Source organism: Micromonospora zamorensis (genome assembly GCF_900090275.1).
Taxonomy (GTDB): Bacteria; Actinomycetota; Actinomycetes; order Mycobacteriales; family Micromonosporaceae; genus Micromonospora; species Micromonospora zamorensis.
Genome location: NZ_LT607755.1, coordinates 3,588,713 through 3,611,964 on the forward strand (window position 1 = coordinate 3,588,713; position 23,252 = coordinate 3,611,964).

The window sequence follows — 23,252 nt, forward strand, 5'->3', positions numbered from 1 at the left end:
CACTGACACCTCCGTCTATGTGTAACGACCAGGGATCAGGGGAATGCTATTCAAGGATGTGATTGCTTTCGGCCCCGCCAGAATTAGCCCCCAAATGGCCAATTATCAATATGTGGGTAACAAAAATCCGGGTGGCGGTCGGGGTGCCACGATGCCGCCACGACCGGCGTCGCCCCGGACTGGCGCGGCCCCTGCCCGCCGGCACCCTCGCCGGGATCGGGGCCGGGATCCGGCCGGCCCGACGAACGGGCCGGCCGGCCGGCCGACTGCAGCGTCAGCCTGTCGCGCAGACGGTGCCGTTGAGGGTGAACGCCGTGGGCAGCACGTTCGGCCCGCTGTACGCGCCGACGAAGCCGGCGCTGACGCTGCCGCCGGCGGCGATCTGCCGGTTGTCGTCGGTGGGCGTGACCCGAACGGCGGTGCCGACCTGCTCCCAGGTGGCGCTCCAGCCGCTGCTCACCTGCTGCCAACCGGTGGGCCAGGTCCAGGTGAGCGTCCACCCGTTGATCGGACTGGTCCCGTTGTTGACGATCTCGACGCCGCCGATGTAGCCGTTGCCCCAGTCGCTGTTCGTGGTGAACCGGACGGTGCACGCGCTGGCGGCGGGGCCGCCGGTGGCGAAGGTGAGCGGCGGCGAGGACCAGGACACCCGGCCGGCGGTGTCCCGGGCCACCACGTTGACGGTGTACCTGCTGCCCGGCACGAGGTTGCCGACAGTGAACGAGGTGGCCGCCGTCTCGCCGAGCTGCTCGCTGAGCCCGCCGTTCTGCCGGTACACCTCGTACTTGGCGATCGGGCTACCGCCCGGGGTCGCCGCCGGCCAGGAGATCGTCGCGGTCCGGTCGGTGACGCCGCTGACGGTGGGTTGGCCCGGTGCCGAGGGCCGCCCGGCGGTCGCGCCGGCCGGTCGCAGCACGAGCGTGGTCAACGAGTACGCCGGCAGCGTCCGGCTGGTGGCGGAGCCGGACTGGCCGGTGGCGATGCCGGTGGCGCCGTTGGCGAGGGTGGACACCGTCGGCGCGGCGGTCGACGGGGTGAACCCGGCATAGTCGATGGTGACCGGGTGGGCGTTGTCCGGGTCCTTGTTGACCAGCAACACCGCGAGGTCACCGTTGCGTCGGCGGACCGCGTGCGCGCTGACCAGCGGCTCGTCGCTGCCGGCCCGCACGAACTGGTCACCGGCCTTGGCGAAGAGCTTCATCATGCTCAACCCGTGGTACGGGGCGAACGGTGTGTTCAGCGGTGGTTCGCAGACCGAGCCGTCCTCGGTGCAGGCGCCACTGGAGAGCATGCCGAAGTCGCCGTAGTCGGTCTGCCCGGCGACCTCCGTGACCGTGCCGATGCCGTTGTGCACGTTCCACCAGTGGACGGTGAAGATGCCGTTCTCCAGCAGCTCGCTGTAGGCGTCGGCCAGGAAGAGCGCGGCCGGTTGGGTGGTCCGGCCGGCATCGACGTTCAACTCGGTGAAGCTGATGCCGATGCGGTCGGCGTTCGGGCCGGCGTAACGGCTGAGTTGCTGCCGCAGCAGGTAGGTCGCATCGGAGATGTGGCTGGTGCGGGCCAACGAGTCGGCGGCGCTGCCTCCCGGGTACCAGTGCACGTCCACGAAATCGATCTTCGGGCCGGCGATGGAGAGGACTGTCTGGTTCCACGGGCCCGGGTCGCTGCCGGCGGTGATTCCGTCCGGCCAGTTGCCCGGCATGGTGAGCACCGCGCCGACCTTGATGCTCGGGTCGACCGCCTTCATGGCGTCGGCGTACTCGACGACCAGCCGCGCGTACTGTGTCGCGCTCTTGTCCGGGTGGTCGTCCGCCTCCCAGGCGGACCCGTAGTGGCCGTTGCCGTAGTTCTCGTTGCCGACCGTCCAGTACCGCGCGCCGTACCCCTTGGTCACGTTGGCATAGCGCACCCAGTCGGCAGCCTCAGCGGGGGTGCCGGTGCCGTAGTTCGCGATGATCATCGGCTGTGCGCCGACCCGCTTCACGGCCGCCATGAACGTGTCGAAGTCGGTGTTCGGCGCGACGTAGCCGCCCGGCGCGGTGTGGTCCTTCCAGTGGTAGATGTCGGCGTACGAGCCGCCGGGGTAACGCATCATCTGCACGCCGGCGTCGCGGAGCAGGTCCGACGTCTCGGGGGTGCCGAGGTTCTGGTCCCAGATGGCGTGGTTGACGCCCAGCGCGGTGTCGGGCACGGTCGCCATCCCCGCCCGGGCGTCGACGGTGACGGCGGCCGGGTCGGGTGCGGCGCTGGCGTTGGGTGGGTTGACGCCGGAGAGCGCGGTCGCGGCGAGCAGCAGGCTCGCCAGCAGCGTCGCGCGGCTTCTCGGGAGGTTCATGGGCGGATTTCCTTCGCGGTGAACGACGGTGAGTCGCCCAGCCGGACGGATGTGACGCGGTGGCGGGGCGGACTCGTGGACGGACAGGCCCCGGTGTCCCATCGCTCGTGCCCCGTCCCCCGGAATCCCTGGTCGGATCCCGGCTGCCCAGTGGACGGGCGTCGGCCCCCCGCAGGCGCGGCAGGCAATCGACGGCCAAGAATGTCACGGTCGGATCGAAGATCTCAAGGGGGCCCAACCGGAGCGGTACCGGCGTAGACGCGGTGGACCCGCCAAAGACGTCATACGTTACATCTTGACGACCGGCATGTTATCGCTCACAGTCGATGCGAGGCGAGCAGCGTCCGTGCTCACGACCAGAGGAACCGCCGATGAGATCAAGGATCGCCCTGCTGGCCACGGCCCTGGCGACGATGACGGCCGTGGTCACTGTCGCCACCCCGGCGTCGGCCGCGACGCTCACCCAGGTGACCAACTTCGGCACCAACCCCACGAACCTCCAGATGCACCTGTACGTGCCGGACCGGGTCGCGGCCCAGCCGGCCCTGCTCCTCGCGCTGCACTACTGCACCGGCAGCGGCCCGGCGGTGCACACCGGGTTCGGGCTCAGCGCCCTGGCCGACCGCTACGGCTTCATCGTGATCTACCCGTCGGTGACCCGGAGCAGCAAGTGCTGGGACGTCTCCTCACCGCAGGCCCTCCGCCGTGACGGCGGCAGCGACCCCATCGGCCTCAAGTCCATGGTCGACCACGTCCGGAGTCGCTACCCGGTCGACGCGAACCGGATCGCCGTGGGCGGGTTCTCCTCCGGCGCCATGATGACCAACGTCATGCTCGGCCTCTACCCGGAGGTGTTCAACGCCGGATTCAGCTCCTCCGGTGTCCCGTTCGGATGCTTCGCAACCACCAACGGCGCGGAGTGGAACAGCGAGTGCTCCGGCGGGCGGATCGTCCGGACCCCGCAGCAGTGGGGTGACCTGGTCCGCAACGCGTACCCGGGATACATCGGCAAGCGCCCACGGGTGCAGATCTGGCACGGCACCACGGACACCACGCTGAGCTACGTCAACTTCGGCGAACAGATCAAGCAGTGGACCAACGTCCACGGTGTCTCGCAGGCCCCCAGCTACACCGACTCCCCGCAGACCAGCGCCACCCGCACCCGCTACGGCGGCACCGGCGGCACGGCACCCGTCGAGGCGATCAGCTTCCAGGGGTACGGCCACTCCATCCCGTTCGACGCCGCCCAGGCCGTCCGCTTCCTCGGCCTCGACACCACGAGCCCTACCACCCCGCCGCCGGGCGGCACGGCCGGACCGCTGCGCAACGTCAACGCCGGCCGCTGCCTGGACGTCCCGTCCCGATCGCAGACGAACGGCACCCAGGTGGCGTTGTGGGACTGCAACGGCGGCACCAACCAGCAGTGGACGCCGACCGCCACCAGGCAACTCCAGGTGTACGGCACGAAGTGCCTGGACGCCGAGGGCGCGGGCACCACGGCAGGCACCCGGGTGATCATCTGGGACTGCAACGGCGGCACCAACCAGCAGTGGAACCTCAACACCGATGGCTCGGTCACCGGGGTGCAGTCCGGCCTGTGCCTCGCACCGAACGCCGCCGCGACCGCCAACGGCACCCAGGTGGTCCTGTCGACCTGCAACGGCGGCACCAGCCAGCGGTGGGCCCGAAGCTGAGGGGGTCTCAGTCGTCGAGGCGCAACAGGTGACGGCCGGGGAACGGACCGCCGTGCTCCTGCTCCCAGGTCGCCAGGCGCCGCTTCCTGTCCTGCACGGACGGGGCCAGGAAGTCGAAGTAGGTGAGGATGACCTCGCGCGCCTCGTCGACCGTGTACGTCGTACCCGACGGGACAGGCCCGAGGCTGTCCACCGTGACACCGGTCGGCGTGCAGCGCACGACGGCGGAGTTGCCCTCGTACTCCTCGTACGCGGAACGCCCGGACAGCACGTCGTCGATGCACTGCAACAGCTCCAGGCAGTCCGGGGCGTAGCTCTGGATGTCGCTGGTGAGTTGGGAGGCGAGGTCGCGGAAGCGCCGGTCCCCGCTCGTCATGGTCGGCGCGCCGTACTGGTTACGACCGAACTCAACGTGCCCCATCGTCAGCTTCCCCCCACCGGCCAGGCCGAATACGGCTCCGCACCGGACATCCGCATCAGCTGGGCGGCGACCTCGACCGACTGCAGGCGACCTGCCGCCGCGACGACGGTCACCGACCCGTGCGCGTCGTCGGCGCGGCTCTGCGCGACCGCGTCCGTCCTCGGTGGGCCCGTGCGCAGACCCGCCAGCTCCTGACGGTACGCGTTCACCCGCGCGGTCCAGCTGTCCCCGGCATCGTCTGACATCCCGCAGCCTCCCCGTCCTGGCCCACGAAACCCTGGCAACGAAAGCCAGACCCGAAGGGCCGTGCTGGTCAGCCCCGGGCCGGACGTCGTGAGCACGGCCCGAATACTCTCTCGGCATGCGGGGACGGTCCGGCGCGCTCAGACGGTGGTACGGGAATCGCGGGCGACTCGCTCGTCGTACTTTCGTGGCGGTGGTGGTCGGTGCGGTGCTGCTGACCGGCGGCACGGTGGCCAGCGTGGTGTGGACCCGCGACGCGGCCGACGGCCACATCTACAGCGAGGCAACCGTGCCGGATGCGCCCGTCGCCCTGGTGCTGGGGACCAAGGTGGACACCGACGGCAACCCGTCGCCGTTCCTCGCGGCCCGGTTGGAGATCGCGCGACGGCTCTTCGACGCCGACAAGGTGCGGGCGATCCTGGTGTCCGGTGACAACATGAACGCGGACTACAACGAGCCTGCCGCGATGCTGGGCTGGCTGGTCGACCGGGGCGTGCCGGCGCGCAAGGTCGTGCTCGACCACGCCGGTTTCGACACGTACGACTCGTGCGCGCGGGCTGAGCGGATCTTCGGGGTACGGCGCGCGACGGTCGTGACCCAGTCGTTCCATCTCCCCCGCGCGGTGGCACTGTGCAGGGGCCTCGGCATCGACGCCAGCGGAGTGGGTGACGAGACCGCGAGACGGTACGCGCAAACCTGGCGGGTCAGCTCGTCCCGGGAGAACGGCGCCTGTCTGAAGGCAGCAGTGGATCTGCTGTCCCGTCGGGACCCGGCGCACCTCGGCCGACGGGAGACGGGCGTCGACGACGCTCTCCGTGGCGGCTGAACGGTGTCACGACCGGGGCCGCCCCGACGAGGACTCTCGCGGCGGTGCGGCGCTGTCGCGCACGATGAGTTCGGTGGCCAGCTCGACCCGAGGGCTTTCGGTCTTCTCGCCGCCCGCGAGGCGCAGCACGGTCCGCGCGGCCAGCATGCCCATCTCCGCGAGGGGTTGACGAACGGTGGTCAGCGGCGGTGAACACCAGCGGACCTCCGGCAGGTCGTCGAAACCGACCACGCTGACGTCGTCGGGCACCCGCAGGCCGCGCTTGCGGACCGCCTCGTAGACGCCGAGGGCCATCTGGTCGCTGGAGGCGAAGATGGCGGTGGGCGGATCGGGCAGGGCCAGCAACTGTGTGCCTGCGCTGAACCCGGCCTCGTGATAGAAGTTGCCGGGTCGGATGAGGGCGTCGTCGATGGGGATGTCGGCGGCGCCGAGGGCTGCCCGATAGCCGTCCATCCGGGCCCGGCTGCACATCAGGTGCGGTGGGCCGGCGATGAAGCCGATGCGGCGGTGGCCGAGGTTGATCAGGTACTGGTTGGCGCTCAGGGCGCCCGCCCAGTTGGTGGCGCCGATGGTGGGTGACTCCTGGGGGTCCACCCCGGCGGGGTCGATGATGACCACCGGCAGGTGCAGGCGGCGCAGCTCGGCCTGCAACGGCGGGTTGACCATCGAGGTCACGAAGATGATGCCCTCGGTGGAACGCGTCCGCATGTTGTCGAGCCACTGCTTGGCCGAGGAGATGCGCCAGTGGATGGCCGACACGACGGTCCCGACGCCGCTGGTCTGACCGACGTCCTCCACCCCGCGGATGATCTCGACGGCCCACGGGCTGTCCAGGTCGTTGAAGACCAGGTCGATGAGGGCGGCGTCGGTGCGCCGGGCCGGTGACCGGCGGCGGTAGCCGTGCCGGTTGAGCAGCGCCTCGACGCGTTCCCGGGTGTCGGGGGCGACGTCGGAGCGACCGTTGATGACGCGGGAGACCGTGGGCACGGAGACACCGGCCAACCTCGCGATCATGGCGATGGTGACGTTTCGGCCGTTCTCCGTGCCCACGGTCCCCCCTTCGTCGTGCTGGAAGCGTCAGGTCTGCTCGCGGTGACGCGATGTCATCCCTTGACGCTGCCGGTCAGGCCGCCGATCAGTTGGCGCTCGGCCACGGCGTAGAAGCCCAGGGCAGGCAGCATGGACAGCACGACGTACGCGAGTACCCGTGCGGTGTCGTCGGCGTACTGGCCCTGGAAGGCCTGCACCCCGACGGGGAGGGTCCACCAGCTCTGGTCGCTGAAGACGACCAGCGGGAGCATGAAGTTGTTCCAGCTGGTCACGATGGCCAGCACCGACACGGTGGCCAGGGCCGGACGGGCCATCGGCAGCAGGACCCGCCAGAAGAACCCGAACGAGCCGCAGCCGTCCAGGACGGCTGCCTCCTCGACCTCCGCCGGGATGGTGCGGAAGAACTGGCGCAGGATGATGATGGTGATCGGCAGCCCGAAGGCGGCCTGGGGCAGGATGACACCCAGCGGGTTGTCCAGCAGGTTCATGCCGCGCAGCAGGACGAACAGCGGCAGGATGGCCACCGCGAACGGGAACATCAGGCCGATCGCGAACAGCGTCACCAGGAACTCGCGGCCCCGGAAGGCGTAGCGAGCGAAGACGAACGCGGCCATCGCCGCCGCGCCGACGACAATGACGGTGCTGCTCACGGCGATGAGCAGGCTGTTGCCGAGCTGCCGCCAGAACACGCCGTTGCTCAGGATGTCGATGTAGTTCGGCACCCAGGGGTCGGGCCAGCCCAGCGGGTTGGTGGACAGCTGGCCGTTGTCCTTGAAGCCGCCGAGCACACCGAACCACACCGGCACGACGATGAGCGCGCCGACGGCGATGCAGACGAGGTGCAGCACGACGCTGCGGGTCCGCTGGGCACGGCTCGCCGTGGCGGTCATCGCTGGCCTCCCTGGTTGGTGATCGCGCCCGCGGTGTCACGACGCAGCACGATGCGTTGGTAGAACAGGGCGAAGACGAGGCTCAGCAGGAACATGACGATGCTGATGGCGCTCGCGTAGCCGACCTCGAAGCGGCGGAAGCCGAACTGGTACATCGTGACGGCCAGCGTCTCCGAGGAGTGGATCGGACCACCGCCGGTGAGCACCCAGACCATGTCGAACAGCTGGATGGTGCCGATGACGGACAGGAACACGCTGATCCGGATCGTCGGGCCGAGCAGGGGCAGAGTGACGTGCCGGAACGCCTGCCAGGCGGTGGCGCCGTCGGTGACCGCAGCCTCGGACAACTCCTTGGGGATTCCCTGCCGGGCGGCCAGGAAGAGCATCATGTAGAGGCCGAAGTACTTCCAGGACACCACCAGGAAGACGGCGAACAGCACGGTGTCCGGGTCGGCGAAGACCGCGCCCGCGTCGGCGCCCAGCCACCGGGAGACACCCTCGCCCAACCCTCGGTTCGGTGAGAACACCAGGGTGAACAGGACGGCCGTGGTGACCTCGGAGAGCACGTACGGGGCGAAGAAGATCAGCCGGTAGATGGCCCGGCCGCGAATCGGCTGGTTGAGGAGCATGGCCAGGGCCAGCGCCACCGGCAGCTGCACGACCAGGGACAGCACCACCAGCACCAGGCCGCGCCTCAGGTCGCCGCGGAAGGTCGGGTCGCCGAAGGCGCGGGTGTAGTTGTCCAGCCCGATGAAGTTCTCCGGCAGCCCGAAGCCGTTCCACTTGTAGAGGCTGGCGTAGCCGGCCACCACGATGGGGGTGAGGACAAGTAGCAGGAACAGCGCCAGGGCAGGCGCCAGGAACACGGCGAGGACGCCACCCCGGCCCGGCCGGGGCTGGCGGCCGCGCTGTCGCGCGGTGCCCGGCCCCGGTGCCGGCGGATCGGTCGCCGTGTCGCCGCGCCTCGTGTCCGACACGGTCGATGGCCTGGTCATGCCTGCTCCACTCGGGTTCTACGGCCGGCTACGGATGGGTGATGGATCACGGTCAGACGGTCTTTGCCACCTGCGTGATGTCCTTGAGAATCGCCGCCGGCGACTTCTTGCCGGCGATGATCTCGGCGACGCTGTCGTTGATCTGCTGCCCGAGCGCGGGCGCGTACGCCTGGTCGAGGTAGAGCTGGAAGCCGGTGTTCTTGGCCAGGGTCTCCGCGACGACCTTGTTGTTGGCGTCGCTGATCGCCGAGGTGGCGTCCTTCACCGTGGGCAGCACCGCGCCGGTCTGCGCGGACCGCTTCTGGTTGTCGGCGCTGAGCAGGAACTTCAGGAAGTCGATGGTGGCGGCCGGCGCGTCCTTGCCGACGGCGAAACCGTTGCCGCCACCGAAGACCTCGGTCGCGGAGCCCTTGCCGCCGTCCACGGCCGGGAACGGGAAGAAGCCGAGCTTGTCGCCGAGGCCCTTCTTGCTCGTGGAGCTGGACGCCTGCACCGCAGGTGCCCACTGCCCCATCAGCTCCATGGCCGCGCCGCCGTTGCCCATCGTGGCGGCCTGCCCGTCGGGCGAGCCGAACTCGGCGCCCAGGAACCCCTTCTGGAACGGCTGCAGGTCGACGAGCTCCTTGAGCCGCTCGCCGGCGGCGGCGAGGTCAGGGGTGTCGAAGTTCTTGTCGTCGACGGCCTTCTGCAACGCGCCCACGCCGCCGATGCGCATGGCGAGGTAGGACCAGTAGAAGTGGGCCGGCCACTTGTCCTTGCCGGCCAGGGCGACCGGGGTGATGCCGGCGGTCTTGAGCTTGCGGACCGCGTCGAGCAGGGCAGCCCAGGTGGCGGGAGCCTCGGTGATGCCGGCACGGGTGAAGAGGTCCTTGTTGTACCAGAACCCGACCATGCCGATGTCGAACGGGATGCCGTAGACCTTGCCGTCGATCGTGTAGGGCTGCATGGCGGCGGGCAGGATGCCGCCGACCAGATCCTTCACGTCGTCGGTGAGGTCCTTGACCAGGCCCGCGTCCACCTGCTGCTTGAGCACGCCGCCACCCCAGGACTGGAACAGGTCCGGCGGGTCGCCGGCCTGGGTGGCGGTGGTGAGCTTGGCCTTGAAGGCCTCGTTCTCCAGCGGCTGGATCGTCAACGTGACGTTGCTGTGCGCGGTCTTGTACTCGTTGGCCATCGCGGCCCAGACCGGCAGCATCGGGTCGGTGTTCTGGATGTGCCACCAGTTGATGGTCTGCGGGGCGTTCGGGTCGCTGGATTTCTCGTCGCCGCTACAGGCGCTCAGCAGGTAGGCGCCGGCGCCGGCACCGGCGAGGCCGAGCAGCGTTCGGCGGGAAAGGTGTGTGGTCATGATCCATCCCTTCGGGGACTCACGGGGTGCTCGGACGCCGGCCGAGCCGGCGGGGTGGAACCTATGGATCTCCGGAACTTTCAAAGCTTCGCCGGTATTACCGGTCGATGGCGGGCACGCTACGAGCTGTTTCCGCAACGGTCAAGACCTCTGTCCTATTGCGAAAAGACCGGCTAGCGTAGTCACGACTTCGAGCGATCCGGGACCGCAAGTTTCCGGAAGTTCCAGACAGCCCCGTCCAGAGGAGCCATCGTGTCGACCGACATCGCTAACGTGGCGACCGCTACCCGGTCGATCCGCAATCCCGTCCTCGCCGGGTTCCACCCGGACCCGTCGATCCTGCGTGTCGGGGACGACTACTACCTGGCCACCTCGACGTTCGAGTGGTATCCGGGCGTGCGTGTGCACCATTCGCGTGATCTCGTGAACTGGCGCACCCTGGGCGGGGTCATCACGGACCGCCGCCTGCTCGACCTGCGAGGCTGCGGTGACTCCAACGGGGTGTGGGCACCCGACCTGACGTACCACGACGGCCAGTTCCATCTCGTCTACAGCGACGTCGCCAGCTTTGCCAGCGGCTACTGGGACCCGCAGAACTTCCTGGTCACCGCCGAGGACATCACCGGCCCCTGGTCGGATCCGGTGAAACTGCACGGGCGCGGTTTCGACGCCGCGCTGTTCCACGACGACGACGGCACCAGTTGGCTGCTGAGCATGAGCGCGGACTGGCGACCCGGTCGGGACCGCTTCGGCGGCATCGAGATCCAGCAGTACGACAGGGCCGCGCGCAGTCTGGTCGGCCGGCCGCGCATCCTGTTCACCGGCACCCCGGTCGGGGTCACCGAGGGCCCGCACATCTACCGGCACGACGGCTGGTACTGGCTGATCACCGCCGAGGGCGGCACCAGCTGGGAGCACCAGGTCACCGTGGCGCGGTCCCGGGAGCTGTTCGGGCCGTACGAGGTGGACCCGGACGGTCCGCTGCTCACCTCCGTCGGCCGCCCCGAACTGCGGTTGCAGAAGGCGGGCCACGGCAGCCTGGTCCGTACGCAGGACGGCGAGTGGTACCTCGCCCACCTGGTGGGCCGCCCCTACTCCCCGCTGGGCAGTTGTGTGCTCGGCCGGGAGACCGCGATCCAGCGGGTCGAGTGGCCGGCTGACGGCTGGCCGCAGATCGCCGGAGGGGTGCCGGCAGACGAGGTGGTCGCACCGGACCTGCCCGCGCACCCGTGGCCGGCGGAGCCCGACACCGACCACTTCGACGCCCCCGAGCTGGGCCTGTGCTGGTCGACGCTGCGCCGGCCGGCCACCGCGGACTGGGTCGACCTGCACAGCCGCCCGTCGCACCTTCGCATCCACGGCGGGCAGTCACCGGTCGGTCGGCAGGCCCCCAGCCTGGTCGGGCGACGCGTCGGCGCGATGCACTGCTCCCTGGAGACCGTGCTGGAGTTCGACCCGGTCGACCATCGCCAGCTCGCCGGGATCACCGCCTACTACAACACCCTCAACTGGCACCACCTCTACCTCACCCGCGCCGACGACGGGCGGACGGTGCTAGAGCTGCTCAGTTCCGACAACGGGCGGCGCACCCCGCACCCCGAGCTGACCGTCGACGCCAGCGGCGTGGACCGGGTCGGCCTGCGGGCCGTGTTCGACGGGCCGGTGGTGCGTTTCGACTACGACCTCGGCGCCGGTTGGCAGCGGCTACCGGTCGACCTGGACGCGACGATCCTGTCCGACGAGCACGCCGCGCTGATCATCGACGGTGAGCCGGCGGCGTGGGGTTTCACCGGGGCGTTCCTGGGCCTGTGGGTGCAGGACCTCGGCGGCGACGGCGCGTACGCCGACTTCGATCTGGCCACCTATCGCGAGCAGTGAGCACGCGGACGGCACCCGGTGGGTGCCGTCCGCGTTCCAGTCGTCGTCCTACTTCACCTGGGCGGCGACGGCGCGGAGCTGGCCGAGGGCGGTGCGGAAACCGTGGCCGGACACGGCCGGGTCCTCGTCGACCAGGCCGCTGACGGCCATCGTCTGCGAGCGGGACACCGCGACGGCGTCGTCACCGGTCCCGGTCACGTCGAACACCCCGAAGTCGCCGCTGAGCGTGCGGAACGTCGGGGCCGCCGCGTCCTTGGCGAGGTAGAGCACCACGACCTGACCCGCCGTGAGCGTGGACATCTGGGCCATGTCCGCCACGCCGCGATCCAGGCTGGCGAGCGTGATCCGCGTCCCCGCCCCGACTGCCGATCCGTTCGCCGCGCGCAGCACCTCGTCCACCCGGAACCCGGTCGCCTCGACCTCACCCCGTACCACCAGGTCCGCGGCCTCACTGAGCTGCCGCACCGTGCCGTACCCGCGCAGCTTGCCCTTGACCGCCGGCAGCGCGGCGCCGGTCGGCGTGGCCTCGGTCGGCGCGGCGGCGCTCGGCGCGCCGACCGGGTCGGCGGCGTCGGCGCTGCCGCAGGCGGACAACGCCGCCACGGCCAGCACGGCGGCGGCCGTGGCCCACAGAGACGGGGTACGGCGGAGGGGGACTGCCATGGAACGCTCCTTGCGTGTCGGTGCCGTCCCGGGTCGTCTCGCCCGGGACCGCGGCACTGCTGACGACATCCAACTGGGCGGGCCGGGCATCGAGCTCTCGGGTGTCTGTCAACGAGATGAACATGCGTCGTCACGGCCTGCGCTCGTCGATTGACGATGCACCGACGTACTGATATCTGTTAATACAGTTTCCTGATGCTCGCGGTGCCCGCCGGGGCCGAACCGCCGCGCCGGGCCACCGACCGGCCGGCGGCACGCCGCCCCTTCCCCGAGGAACACCATGGTTCACAAGAGAACAGCCGCCTACGTCGTGGGCGCCCTGCTGATGGGCGTCGCCGCGATCGGTTACGGTCTGCCGTCGGCCAGCGCCGCGACCGCCGGCCCGATCACCGGCCTCGGCGGGAAGTGCGTCGACGTGGCCGCCGCCAACTCGGCCAACGGCACGGCGGTCCAGCTCTACGACTGCAACGGCAGCGCGGCCCAGACGTGGACCGTCGGCAACACCGACAACTCGATCCGGGCACTCGGCAAGTGTCTCGACGTGACCGCCGCGTCGACCGCCAACGGCGCCAAGATCCAGTTGTACGACTGCAACGGCACCGGCGCGCAGAAGTGGACCGCCAGCAACGGCGCGCTGGTCAACACCGGCTCCGGAAAGTGCCTCGACGTCACCGACCAGAGCACAGCGAACGGCGCCCGGTTGCAGATCTGGACCTGCGGCGGCACCACCAACCAGCAGTGGACCCTGCCCGGCGGCGGCACCCCAACGCCCACCACCCCGACCGGGACCAACCTCGACGACCCGGCGAAGAAGGACGTCGCCATGCAGCTCGTCTCGGCTGCGGAGAACTCCTCGCTCGACTGGCGCGCGCAGTTCTCCTACATCGAGGACATCGGCGACGGGCGCGGCTACACCGCCGGCATCATCGGCTTCTGCTCCGGCACCGGCGACATGCTCGAACTGGTCGAGGCGTACACGCGCACCAAGCCGGGCAACGTGCTGGCCGGCTACCTGCCGGCGCTGCGCGCCGTCAACGGCACCCCCTCGCACTCCGGCCTGGACCCCAACTTCCCCCGCGACTGGCGGACCGCGGCCAACGACTCGGTGTTCCAAGCCGCACAGGAGGCCGAGCGGGACCGGGTCTACTTCAATCCATCGGTACGCGACGGCAAGAACGACCAGGTCCGGGCGCTCGGTCAGTTCGCCTACTACGACGCGGCGGTCATGCACGGGTACGAGGGGATGCGCCAGATCCGCAACCGCGCCCTCGCTCGGGCGAAGCCCCCGGCGCAGGGCGGCGACGAGCGGGCCTGGCTCAACGCCTTCCTCGACGAGCGGGTCATCGAGATGAAGAAGGAAGCGGCCCACTCGGACACGTCCCGCGTCGATACGGCCCAGCGGGTGTTCCTCAACAACGGCAACTTCAACCTGAACACGCCGTTGGTGTTCGCCGTCTACGGCGACCAGTTCCGCATCGGCTAGCGCACAGAGGCTCAGGGCGCCGCATCGCGGCGCCCTGAGCCATGCCTGGGCCTGGGCCTGGGTTCGGGCCTGAGCCTGGGCTCAGGGCTGGGCCTGGGCTCGGGCCTGGGTTCGGGAGCAGCCTTGCCTTGACGCTGACGACAAGGTTTAGCCTGGTCGCGACAGGCTGGTCGAGGAGGTCTGATGCTGATCGGCGAGCTGGCGGAACGGGCCGGCACGAGCACCCGAACGCTGCGCTACTACGAAGCCCACGGGCTGGTACAACCGCAGCGCTCAGCGAACGGCTACCGCGTCTACGACGAGGCGGAGCTGCGGGTCGTCCGGGAGATCCGGGCGCTGCTCGACGTCGGCTTCGGCCTCGACGACGTCCGACCGTTCGTCGCCTGCCTGCGAGCGGGCAACGCGTCCGGTGACGTCTGTCCGGATTCCGTGCTGGTGCTGCGACGCAAGCTCGCCGAGGTCGACGACTACCTCGATCGGCTCGGAGCGGTCCGTCAGCAGTTGCACACCCAGCTCACCCACGCCATCGAGCACCGGGAGAAAACATGCCCCAGGAAACGAGCGTCAGCTCCCTGATCACCGTCACCGACGACACGTTCGCCGAGCTGGTGCTGGCCAGCGACCGGCCCGTCGTGGTCGACTTCTGGGCGGAGTGGTGCCCGCCGTGCAAGATGATCGAGAAGAGCCTCGTCGAGCTGGCACAGGAGTTCGGCGACCGGATGGTCATCGCCAAGCTCAACTCCGACGACAACCCGCAGGCCACGCGGCGCTACGCAGTCATGTCCCTGCCGACACTGCTGGTGATCCGTGGCGGCGAGGTCGTCGGCTCGATCGTCGGATCCAGGCCGAAACTCCACCTGCGGCAGAGCCTGACCATGCACGCCGGCCTGTGACCGTCACCGCTGGTCGAGTGCCGCCTCCCGCCTCCTGCTGTTGAGCGTGGCGACGGTGGTCCGCGTCTGGCGGCACCGGTCCTCGCCGCGCGGGTGGTGGAGCGACCGTCTCCCCTCCGTCTGAACACGGCGTCGTGACGTGCGAATAACCCGACCCCTGCTGCTGCTCGACATCGACGGCGTCCTCAACCCGTACGGCAGTCCTCAACCGCCGGCCGGCTACACCGAGCACCGCCTGTTCCCCGGAGAGGAACCCGTCCGTGTCAACCCCGTACACGGCACCTGGATCACTGAAGCGAGTGCCGTCCTGGACATAGCCTGGGCCACGAGCTGGAACGATGAAGCAAACCAACTCCTCGCTCCGCTTCTGCACATCACTCCCCTGCCGGTGGTCACCATGCCGTGCACACCATTCCACCCCAGCGAGAAAATCCCACTCATTGCCGCCTACGCCCAGCAACGGCCCGCAACATGGATTGACGACCTTCACTCGCCCGAAGCCCACGTCTGGGCCGCGAGGCGTACCAGCCCCACTTTGCTGATCACCACCGACCCGGCGATCGGCCTCACCCGCGATTCCATCGACCGCGTCATCACCTGGGCCAGGCCCTTCAACAACCCTCAGGAACCTCTCGGCTCCGCCTCATAACGATCGATCATTGCCACTGAAAGTTGTCGCACACCTGTTCTAGTGTGTGGTCATGGTCGAGGAGTTGGCGCAGGTAGACGACGCGGTCGCTGCCTGCGTTGACGACGCCGTCTGGGCCCTCGCCGATGATGAGCTGGTCGCGGCGCTCGATGCCGCGCACCGCTTGGAGCAGCGTCTCGCCGCCGTGAAGCTGGCGTTGGTGCGGGAGGTGGACGGTCGGGGCACTGCGGTCGCGCAGGGCGCGTCCAGCACCGCGGTCTGGCTGCGCGAGCGACTGCGCCTCACCGTTCCCGCTGCCCGCCGGCTCGTCGACCTCGCCGCCGCACTGGACACCGGCAACCCCGGGATACGACAAGCGTTGGCCGATGGGCACATCACCCTCGACCAGGCCAGGGTCATCGCCGACACCGTCACCACCGTGCACACGTCGGCCGGCGCCCAGGCCGCCGACAAGGCCGTCGGTGTGCTCACCGAGTGGGCCGGCCAGTTCGACCCCACCCTGCTGCGCAAGCTCGGCACCCGCATCCTCGACCACGTCGCACCCGACATCGCCGACGCCGCCGCCCAGGCCACACTGGAAGCCGACGCCCGCCGAACGAGCCGCGACCGCCACGTCACGATGTCGACGCTGACCGACGGCCGACTCCGACTCACCGGCATCCTCGACAGCGAAACGGCCGGCCTGCTGCGCGCCGCGATCGACCCGCTGACCGCCCCGTCCGGCCCCGACGACCAGCGCTGCGCCGGGCAGCGCCGCCACGACGCCCTCGCTGACCTCTGCCGGCTCAGCCTGCGCACCGGGGAGCTACCCGAACACGGCGGCGACCCCGCCCAGGTCGTCGTCACCACCAGCTACGACGCCCTCGCGGGGCAACTCGGCGCCGGCACCCTCGACACCGGCCTGCACCTCACACCGGAAACGGTGCGCCGACTCGCCTGCGACGCCGCGATCCTGCCCGCCGTGCTCGGCGGCACCGGTCAGGTCCTCGACGTCGGCCGACAACGCCGCCTCATCACCGGCCCACTACGCCGCGCCCTCGTGCTCCGCGACCGCGGCTGCGCCTTCCCCGGCTGCGACCGCCCACCCCGCTGGTGCGACGCCCACCACATCCACCACTGGGCCGACGGCGGCCCCACCAACCTCAACAACGCCGTCCTACTCTGCGGCCACCACCACCGACACCTCCACCACAACGACTGGACCGTCCGACTCGGCGACGACGGCCATCCAGAGTTCGTACCCCCGGCCTGGCTCGACCCCGACCAGCTCCCCCGCCGCAACCACTACCACCGACGGACATAGACACGACCAGCGGAGAGCCATCACTCCTGCCGTGGTGACGAGGCATGCCCTCGGGACGACTCCACGAGTGGTCGGTCGCGTTGATGCCCGACATCGGGCCCTTCTGTGCCGCCGTCGACGGGCGCCACCCGCGCTGCTGCCGTCCACGATCGCTGGTCTCTAGACGGCCTCCGCTGAGTGCGGACGCGTTCGCTCGCCCCACCGGACGACCGCCGGGGCGGCGAGCCCGACCGCGACGAAGATGCCGCCCATCAGCAGCCATCCGGGGGCACCCCAGGCGATGCAGAGCAGGCCCAGTATGGAAGGTGCGGCGACGTTGGCCAGGCCCGTGCCGAGCCCGGAGATTCCCGTGTACTGCCCCTGCGCGTGCGCAGGTGCGAACCGGAACTGCAACTCGAGTGAGCCCGCCGCGTGCCACAGCTCGCCGACGGTGTGCGCGGCGACCCCCAGCGTCATCACCGTAACGGCGAGCCAGCCGGGCATCGCCGCCGTGGCGGCGATCAGGGCCATCCCGATCAGGAACGCCACCCCGGAGCGGCGCATGGCCCGACCGGCCGCTGGACTGGTGTCGATCCCCCGGCTCGCTCTGACCTGGAGTGACGCCACGAGGGCGGTGTTGACCAGCACGGCCACTCCGACGAACCAGCGCGGCGCGTGGGTCTGCGAGACGATCCACACCGGCAGCGCGAAGACCAGCACCTGGCCCTGAATTCCCAGGATGGCGTCCAGCGCGGTGACTGCCAGATAGGGCTTGTCCTTCAGTGCGATCCAGCGCCCGGTCATCTGGGGCACTGGAATGGGCGGCAACGAGGGCAGCCGAGTGATGATCGCGGCGCACGCCAGGAAACTGATGGCGTTGCCGACGACCAGGGCCAGGTAGGCCGCACGGGTGTCCAGTTGCACCGCGGCGCCGGCTGCGAGGGCGCCACAACATCCGGCGAGGTTGGCGACCGAACGCAGATAGGCCCGGTACCGGGCCAGGTGCGTGCCGCCGAAGCCCCGCACCAGCGGACCGCGAGACGCCCCGCCGGCTGAGTGGGCGAGTTGGGTCAGGCAGACCAGGACGACGAACAGCCAGAACGTGTGCACGAAGGCCAGGGCGGCCATGGTGGCGGCACGGATGATCAGAGTCAGCAGATAAATCTCGCGCGGCCCCCGGCGATCGGCGAGGTGCCCCACCGGGATCCCGGCGAGCATCCCGACGAACGCTGCGATGCCCATGCCCAGAGCGACCTGCGCAAGGGGAAGCCCGACGGATCGGGTGAAGAAGAGCACGGCGCTGGCCATGAAGATGCCGCTTCCGAGCATGTTGACGAAGGTCGCGAAGGCCAGGACGCGCCGAGGGCCATGATCGGGGATGAGTCCTCGGGCGACGAGCCATGAGCTGTCGGGCGGCGGAATGGGAATGGGCGTTGTCGCTGCCTGCACAGGGACGGACCTTCCGTCGGAGGTCGTGGGCTCGCGGCAGGGCCGCATCCTGCCGGGCCGCTACTCGAGGCTGGCCAAATCGTCCGGCGACAGGACCAGCGCCCCGGCGGCCAGGTTCTCGACCAGGTGGTCGGGGTTGCCGGTACCGGGGATGGCCAGCAGGTGCGGGCCGCGGCTGAGGGTCCACGCGATACGCACCTGTGCCGGCGTCGCGCCGTGCGTGCGCGCGACGGCCTGCACTGCCGCGTTGGCGGCCACGCCGCCGGCCTCACGTCCGTCGCCAGCGATCGCGAAGAACGGCACGAACGCGACACCTTGGTCGCCGCAGGTACGCACGAACTGGTCGTGCATGCGTCGGGTGTCGACACCGTACGTGTTCTGCACACAGACCACCGGGGCGATCGCCTGCGCCTGCGCGAGGTGCTGCGGGCGAATGTTGGACAGGCCGAGGTGCCGGATGAGACCGGCGTCGCGCAGTTCGGCCAGCGCGCCGAAGTGCTCCGCGACCGAGTCCAGTCCGTGCTGGCGCAGGTTCACCACATCCAGATGGTCACGGCCGAGTTGGCGCAGGTTCTCCTCGACCTGCCCGCGCAGCTGGTCCGGCCGGGCCAACGGCAGCCATTCCCCCGAGGGGTCGCGGCCCGGCCCGACCTTGGTGGTGATGACCAGGTCATCGGCGTACGGCGACAGCGCACTATTGATCAACTCGTTGGCCGACCGGAGCGGCGAGAAGTAGAACGCCGCCGTGTCGATGTGGTTCACGCCGAGCTCGACCGCCCGGCGCAGCACGCCGACGGCCCGCGCGCGGTCGCTCGCCGCGCTGCCGTTGCCCGTCAGGCGCATCGCGCCGAATCCGATCCGGTTGACGGTCAGGTCGCCGAGGGTCCAGGTGCCAGCGGAACTCGCACTGATCATGTTCGTGGGCATTGGGCGAACTTAGCCACCGCCGCTGACCTGCGCAGTCGGTCGTCTGCCCGATACCGATCGCGCAGAATCGTTGTTAGGTTATCTATCGTGGGAAGCGCTCCTTCGGCGGCGCAGTGACAGCCCGAATTTCATCTCGGTCGTGGTGCCCCTACCGTCCACGTCTGACGGATCCGCCTCCGAAGGCACGGTCGCCGTCGCTCAGCGCGGTCCCGATCAGCACGGTCGCGGCCTCGCCCTCCTGTCCACTGTCGTTCAGCGCTCGGGGCGGGTCTTGTGGCAGCGGGGCGTTGAGATATCTTTCGCGCGAAATCGAGACGGGGACGGGACTCAATGACGCGCACGATGCCGACTGGCCCAACCATCGTCGGCGCGCTGACGTCGGCGATCCTGCTGTTCACGACCGGGTGCTCGGGGCAGTCCGACACTCCCGCGCCGGCAGCGGCCACGCAGTCGTCGCCCCCCGCTGCGGCGATGCGCATCGACAAGCCAGCCAAGCTCCTGGGCACCTGGACCGAATCCGTGGATCGGGTCATCCGCGGCCAAGCTGAGCAGAACATGGGCAACTTCAAGAAGCTGCTCGCCGCTGGGCCCACCAGCGCGATGGGCACCGCCTACGTCCGGGCCGAAGAGGTGTACTCCCGTGAGCGCGGGCTGCACATTCCCAGCGATGACCAGCGGGGCATCCTGATCAGCGCGGTGTCCGGCACGATCACCAACCCGACCGCGACACTGAACAAGATCTTCGCCGGGCTGCCGAAGGTCACCGACGTGGGGTCGGTCGTGCCGGGCCCGCTGGGCGGGGTGGCCGGCTGCGGCACCGGTCAGGCCGGGACGGGCATCCCGGTCGACGTCTGCGTGTGGAGTGATCAGCACACCATCGGCATGGTGACCTTCATGAATTTCACGAGGGCCGATGACCCGCGAAGTGTGTTCGGTCAGATCCGCGCCGAACTGGAACGCCCCGCGCGGTGACTTGACCTCAAGCTCGGGTGAGGTCCTAACCTCCGGTATCGGAGGTAAGGCATGAGCATGGAATTTACCGCGTGGACGTCTCTGCACCACGCGATGAACGCGCAGGAAGAACGACCACTGTCCCGTGTCACCCTGAAGCGCATCGTGGAGTTCGCGCGGCCGCACCGGGCCCTGATCGTCAGGTTCCTGCTGCTGAGCGTGGTGACGGCGGTCCTCACGGTGGCGGCACCCGTCCTCGCCGGACGGGTGGTGGAGGCCATCGTGGACGGCGGCGACAGCGGCGTCGTGATCCGGTTGGCGGTGCTGATCGCCGTGATCGCCCTGGCCGAAGCCGGCCTGGGTCTGGTGACGCGGTTCCATTCCGCCAGCATCGGTGAGGGGCTCATCGTCCAGCTGCGGACGGCTGTCTTCGACCACGTGCAGCGCATGCCGGTGGCGTTCTTCACCAGGACGCGCACCGGCGCGCTGGTCAGCCGCCTGAACAACGACGTGATCGGTGCGCAGCGGGCCTTCAGCGACACGCTGTCCGGGGTGGTCGGCAATGCGGTCACCCTGGCACTGACGTTGGCGGTGATGCTCAGCTTCTCGTGGCAGATCACGGTGCTGGCGCTCGTGCTGCTGCCCATCTTCGTTCTCCCGGCGCGCCGGATGGGTTCGAAGCTCGCCCAGTTGCAGCGTGAGGCGGCCGAGCACAACGCGGCCATGAGCACGCGGATGACGGAACGCTTCTCCGCGCCCGGCGCGACCCTGGTCAAGCTGTACGGGCGGCCGGCCGAGGAGTCCGCCGAGTTCGCGGCGCGGGCCCGTCGGGTGCGGGACATCGGCATCCGTACCGCCATGCTCCAGTGGGTCTTCATCACCGCGCTCACCGTCGTCGGCTCGCTGGCGCTGGCCCTGGTCTACGGGCTGGGTGGTATCTACGCACTCCGGGGCAGCCTCGACGCCGGCACCGTGGTCGCCCTCGCGCTGCTGCTGTCGCGCCTCTACGCGCCGTTGACCTCGCTGGCCAGCGCCCGGGTGGAGGTGATGAGCGCGCTGGTGAGCTTCGAGAGGGTGTTCGAGATCCTCGACATCAAGCCGCTGATCCTCGACCGGCCTGACGCCCGCCCGCTTCCCGACGGGCCGGTCGCGGTGGAGTTCGACGACGTACGGTTCGGCTACCCGTCGGCGGACAAGGTGTCGCTCGCGTCTCTTGAAGATGTTGTGAAGCTCGATGCCCGCGGCGGCGAGGAAGTGCTGCACGGTGTGTCGTTCCGCGCCGAGGCGGGGCAGATGGTCGCCCTCGTCGGCTCCTCCGGGGCGGGCAAGTCGACGATCGCGCAGCTCCTCCCCCGCCTGTACGACGTCGAGGACGGCGCGGTGCGGCTCGCCGACGTCGACGTACGCGACCTGTCAGCCGAGTCGATCCGGACGGCGCTGGGTGTCGTCACCCAGGACGGGCATCTCTTCCACGAGAGCATCCGCGCCAACCTGGCGTTCGCTCAGCCGGACGCCACGGAGGACGAGATGTGGGAGGTGCTCCGGCGGGCCCGCCTCGACGACCTGATCCGCACACTTCCCGATGGGCTCGACACCGTCGTCGGTGAACGCGGGTACCGGTTGTCGGGCGGGGAACGGCAACGGCTCACCATCGCGCGGCTGCTGCTGGCCCGTCCACGCGTGGTCATCCTCGACGAGGCCACCGCGCATCTCGACTCCACCTCCGAGGCCGCGGTTCAGGAGGCTCTCGCCGAAGCCCTGACCGGCCGCACGAGCGTGGTCATCGCGCACCGACTCTCCACCATCCGGGCGGCCGACCAGATCCTCGTCGTCGAAGACGGACGCATCGTCGAGCGTGGGCGACACGGCGACCTGCTCGACGCCGGCGGCCGGTATCAGGAGTTGTACCGCACCCAGTTCGACCAGGACCAGCCGACGGTGAAGGAGCAACGCGTCGCCATCTGAGGCACGCCTGCTCCACGACCAGCGCGCCGCCCGCCCGGGGGATCCCCGTGACGGGCGGCGGCGCCGGACGGTCAGTCGTCGTCGTTGTCGTCGTTGTCGTCGTTGTCGTCGTCGTCGTTGTCGTCGTTGTCGTCGTCGTCCTTGTCGTCGGCGTCATCGTCCTTGTCGTCGGCGTCATCGTCGCCGTCGACCGGCTCCTGCTCGGCCTTGACCACTGAACCGTTGTCCCGGTCGACGTCCACCTCGTGCTCGATGTCGCCAGCGACGATCTCGACGCTCCACACCGGTCGACCGTGCTCCTGCTCGGACTCGACCTCGACGATCTGACCGCCACCGGCCTTGGCGAGCGCGATCTCACCGGCACGCTTCTCGTCGACCGCGCTACCCGCCGGCGAGGTGCCAGCTGACGGCGTCCCGCTGGACGGCGTACCCGATGGGGTCTCGGCCGACGGCGTGCCGCTGGCCGACGGCGAACCGCTGGCCCCGGGCGCGTCCGTGGCCGTCGGCGCGACGGTCGCCGCGGCGAGCGTCGTGCCGCCGGTCCGCGAGTCGTTCGCGGCGTTGACGCCCAGCGCGACCCCGGCCACCGCCAGCACCGCCGAACCGCCGACCGTCGCCAGAAGCAGATTGGTGCGCTTCATGGTGGTGTCCACCTTTCCTCGGTTGTCGACTCCGAGGATCGGTCAAATCGGGATAGCAGCGCGCTGTCGGGACGCTAAGGCCAGGTTAAGGCGGTCGACGGACAAATCAGCCGCGCCGGTTGAGTTCCGCTTCGAGCCGCTGGACGAGCGTCTTGCGGTCCTTGCTGGCACGCTCGTTACGCAGTGCGGTCTTGAGCTGTCGCGTGTCGAGGCCCCGGACCAGCTTTGCCGCCTCGGCGACCGACATCTCGGTCATCCGGCCGGCCGTGGTGGCGTCTCGACGCGCTCGCTTGGCCGGGCCGGTGTTCGCGACGTACTGCCTGCCGGTGCGGGAGGCTTCGCGCTTCTTGGTGTCGGTCGCGCGCTTCTGGCTCTCCGACATCTCGTCCCAGGCCTTCTTGGGCAGGTAGCGACTCGTCGTGTCGCCCTTGCGCGCCCGCGTGTCGCCCTCTTTCGTCTGCCACTTCTCGTTGCCCCAGCGCTGGAGCGACTTCTGCCGCTCGTCCTTTTCGCCGAGGAATCCCCCGCCGCGCTTCTTGTACTCCTGGGTGACCAGCTGCGATTTGCGCGCCGACCACTGTCCCGGCCGGCCGCCCTTGTCGGAGGACTTGATTTCTTCCTTGATCTGCTCTCTGAGCTCGGGTTTCGTGTACCGCGCCATGACTCGCA

General features: G+C 69.6%; 22 protein-coding genes. 10 read left to right on the top strand and 12 right to left on the bottom strand.

Features of this window, described 5'->3' with window-relative positions; genetic code table 11:
- Positions 1 to 274 precede the first annotated feature (274 nt).
- Positions 275 to 2,335: a cellulose binding domain-containing protein gene (locus GA0070619_RS15740; protein ID WP_088948773.1), complete on the bottom strand. Its 2,061-nt coding sequence runs from the start codon at positions 2,333 to 2,335 to the stop codon at positions 275 to 277.
- 371 nt (positions 2,336 to 2,706) lie between these two features.
- Between GA0070619_RS15740 and GA0070619_RS15745 the strand changes: the two genes are divergently transcribed.
- Entirely contained in the window at positions 2,707 to 4,029 is a 1,323-nt protein-coding gene (locus GA0070619_RS15745) for an extracellular catalytic domain type 1 short-chain-length polyhydroxyalkanoate depolymerase (protein ID WP_088948774.1), read from the top strand.
- Between the two features lie 7 nt (positions 4,030 to 4,036).
- Here GA0070619_RS15745 and GA0070619_RS15750 read toward each other — a convergent pair whose 3' ends face one another.
- Together GA0070619_RS15750 and GA0070619_RS15755 are read right to left on the bottom strand one after the other, a co-directional pair.
- Complete coding sequence (locus tag GA0070619_RS15750; protein WP_088948775.1) at positions 4,037 to 4,450, bottom strand: hypothetical protein; 414 nt, start codon at positions 4,448 to 4,450, stop codon at positions 4,037 to 4,039.
- Positions 4,451 to 4,452: 2 nt separating this feature from the next.
- Entirely contained in the window at positions 4,453 to 4,695 is a 243-nt protein-coding gene (locus GA0070619_RS15755; RefSeq protein ID WP_088948776.1) for a hypothetical protein, read from the bottom strand.
- Between the two features lie 116 nt (positions 4,696 to 4,811).
- Here GA0070619_RS15755 and GA0070619_RS15760 point away from each other — a divergent pair, with 116 nt between their 5' ends.
- Entirely contained in the window at positions 4,812 to 5,519 is a 708-nt protein-coding gene (locus GA0070619_RS15760) for a SanA/YdcF family protein (protein WP_088948777.1), read from the top strand.
- 6 nt (positions 5,520 to 5,525) lie between these two features.
- On the opposite strand, the gene GA0070619_RS15765 is transcribed toward GA0070619_RS15760, so the two are convergent.
- From GA0070619_RS15765 to GA0070619_RS15780, 4 genes are read right to left on the bottom strand one after another with little or no spacing between them, the layout of a single operon-like run.
- Complete coding sequence (locus GA0070619_RS15765; protein WP_088948778.1) at positions 5,526 to 6,569, bottom strand: LacI family DNA-binding transcriptional regulator; 1,044 nt, start codon at positions 6,567 to 6,569, stop codon at positions 5,526 to 5,528.
- 53 nt (positions 6,570 to 6,622) lie between these two features.
- Complete coding sequence (locus tag GA0070619_RS15770; RefSeq protein ID WP_088948779.1) at positions 6,623 to 7,459, bottom strand: carbohydrate ABC transporter permease; 837 nt, start codon at positions 7,457 to 7,459, stop codon at positions 6,623 to 6,625.
- Positions 7,456 to 8,454: a carbohydrate ABC transporter permease gene (locus tag GA0070619_RS15775; protein ID WP_088948780.1), complete on the bottom strand. Its 999-nt coding sequence runs from the start codon at positions 8,452 to 8,454 to the stop codon at positions 7,456 to 7,458. Before GA0070619_RS15775 ends, GA0070619_RS15770 begins: the two co-directional genes overlap by 4 nt.
- 52 nt (positions 8,455 to 8,506) lie before the next feature.
- Complete coding sequence (locus tag GA0070619_RS15780; protein ID WP_088948781.1) at positions 8,507 to 9,802, bottom strand: extracellular solute-binding protein; 1,296 nt, start codon at positions 9,800 to 9,802, stop codon at positions 8,507 to 8,509.
- Between the two features lie 252 nt (positions 9,803 to 10,054).
- On the opposite strand from GA0070619_RS15780, the gene GA0070619_RS15785 reads away from it, so the two are divergent.
- Positions 10,055 to 11,680, top strand: a complete 1,626-nt coding sequence (locus tag GA0070619_RS15785) for a glycoside hydrolase family 43 protein (protein WP_088948782.1) — start codon at positions 10,055 to 10,057, stop codon at positions 11,678 to 11,680.
- Positions 11,681 to 11,728: 48 nt separating this feature from the next.
- Here the strand turns inward: GA0070619_RS15785 and GA0070619_RS15790 are convergent, their stop codons facing one another.
- Positions 11,729 to 12,343, bottom strand: coding sequence for a hypothetical protein (locus tag GA0070619_RS15790; RefSeq protein ID WP_088948783.1), 615 nt, complete (start codon positions 12,341 to 12,343; stop codon positions 11,729 to 11,731).
- 280 nt (positions 12,344 to 12,623) lie between these two features.
- On the opposite strand from GA0070619_RS15790, the gene GA0070619_RS33835 reads away from it, so the two are divergent.
- The 5 genes from GA0070619_RS33835 to GA0070619_RS15815 all read left to right on the top strand — a co-directional run bounded on the left by GA0070619_RS33835 (position 12,624) and on the right by GA0070619_RS15815 (position 16,671).
- Positions 12,624 to 13,826, top strand: a complete 1,203-nt coding sequence (locus GA0070619_RS33835; RefSeq protein WP_197699533.1) for a chitosanase — start codon at positions 12,624 to 12,626, stop codon at positions 13,824 to 13,826.
- A gap of 183 nt (positions 13,827 to 14,009) precedes the next feature.
- Complete coding sequence (locus GA0070619_RS15800) at positions 14,010 to 14,402, top strand: MerR family transcriptional regulator (RefSeq protein ID WP_088948784.1); 393 nt, start codon at positions 14,010 to 14,012, stop codon at positions 14,400 to 14,402.
- On the top strand, positions 14,372 to 14,719 hold the full coding sequence (gene trxA, locus GA0070619_RS15805) for a thioredoxin (protein WP_088948785.1): 348 nt from the start codon (positions 14,372 to 14,374) through the stop codon (positions 14,717 to 14,719). The genes GA0070619_RS15800 and trxA overlap by 31 nt, the downstream gene beginning before the upstream one ends.
- 145 nt (positions 14,720 to 14,864) lie before the next feature.
- Complete coding sequence (locus GA0070619_RS15810) at positions 14,865 to 15,368, top strand: HAD domain-containing protein (protein ID WP_088951830.1); 504 nt, start codon at positions 14,865 to 14,867, stop codon at positions 15,366 to 15,368.
- A gap of 52 nt (positions 15,369 to 15,420) precedes the next feature.
- Positions 15,421 to 16,671 carry an HNH endonuclease signature motif containing protein gene (locus GA0070619_RS15815; RefSeq protein WP_088948786.1) on the top strand — a complete coding sequence of 417 codons (1,251 nt, stop codon included), beginning with the start codon at positions 15,421 to 15,423 and terminating at the stop codon, positions 16,669 to 16,671.
- Positions 16,672 to 16,830: 159 nt separating this feature from the next.
- Here the strand turns inward: GA0070619_RS15815 and GA0070619_RS15820 are convergent, their stop codons facing one another.
- Both GA0070619_RS15820 and GA0070619_RS15825 read right to left on the bottom strand, forming a co-directional pair.
- On the bottom strand, positions 16,831 to 18,099 hold the full coding sequence (locus tag GA0070619_RS15820) for an MFS transporter (RefSeq protein WP_269458509.1): 1,269 nt from the start codon (positions 18,097 to 18,099) through the stop codon (positions 16,831 to 16,833).
- A 60-nt stretch (positions 18,100 to 18,159) separates the two neighbouring features.
- Positions 18,160 to 19,026, bottom strand: a complete 867-nt coding sequence (locus GA0070619_RS15825) for an aldo/keto reductase (RefSeq protein ID WP_172862049.1) — start codon at positions 19,024 to 19,026, stop codon at positions 18,160 to 18,162.
- A 342-nt stretch (positions 19,027 to 19,368) separates the two neighbouring features.
- Here GA0070619_RS15825 and GA0070619_RS15830 point away from each other — a divergent pair, with 342 nt between their 5' ends.
- Both GA0070619_RS15830 and GA0070619_RS15835 read left to right on the top strand, forming a co-directional pair.
- A complete protein-coding gene (locus GA0070619_RS15830) occupies positions 19,369 to 19,998 on the top strand; it encodes a hypothetical protein (RefSeq protein WP_088948788.1) in 630 nt (209 codons plus the stop codon).
- Between the two features lie 51 nt (positions 19,999 to 20,049).
- Positions 20,050 to 21,942, top strand: coding sequence for an ABC transporter ATP-binding protein (locus tag GA0070619_RS15835; protein WP_088948789.1), 1,893 nt, complete (start codon positions 20,050 to 20,052; stop codon positions 21,940 to 21,942).
- 71 nt (positions 21,943 to 22,013) lie between these two features.
- Here GA0070619_RS15835 and GA0070619_RS15840 read toward each other — a convergent pair whose 3' ends face one another.
- Together GA0070619_RS15840 and GA0070619_RS15845 are read right to left on the bottom strand one after the other, a co-directional pair.
- The gene (locus GA0070619_RS15840; RefSeq protein WP_088951832.1) at positions 22,014 to 22,583 is read right to left on the bottom strand and encodes a PepSY domain-containing protein; all 570 of its coding nucleotides are present in this window, start codon (positions 22,581 to 22,583) and stop codon (positions 22,014 to 22,016) included.
- A 106-nt stretch (positions 22,584 to 22,689) separates the two neighbouring features.
- The gene (locus tag GA0070619_RS15845; protein ID WP_088948790.1) at positions 22,690 to 23,244 is read right to left on the bottom strand and encodes a DUF5872 domain-containing protein; all 555 of its coding nucleotides are present in this window, start codon (positions 23,242 to 23,244) and stop codon (positions 22,690 to 22,692) included.
- Positions 23,245 to 23,252 lie beyond the last annotated feature (8 nt).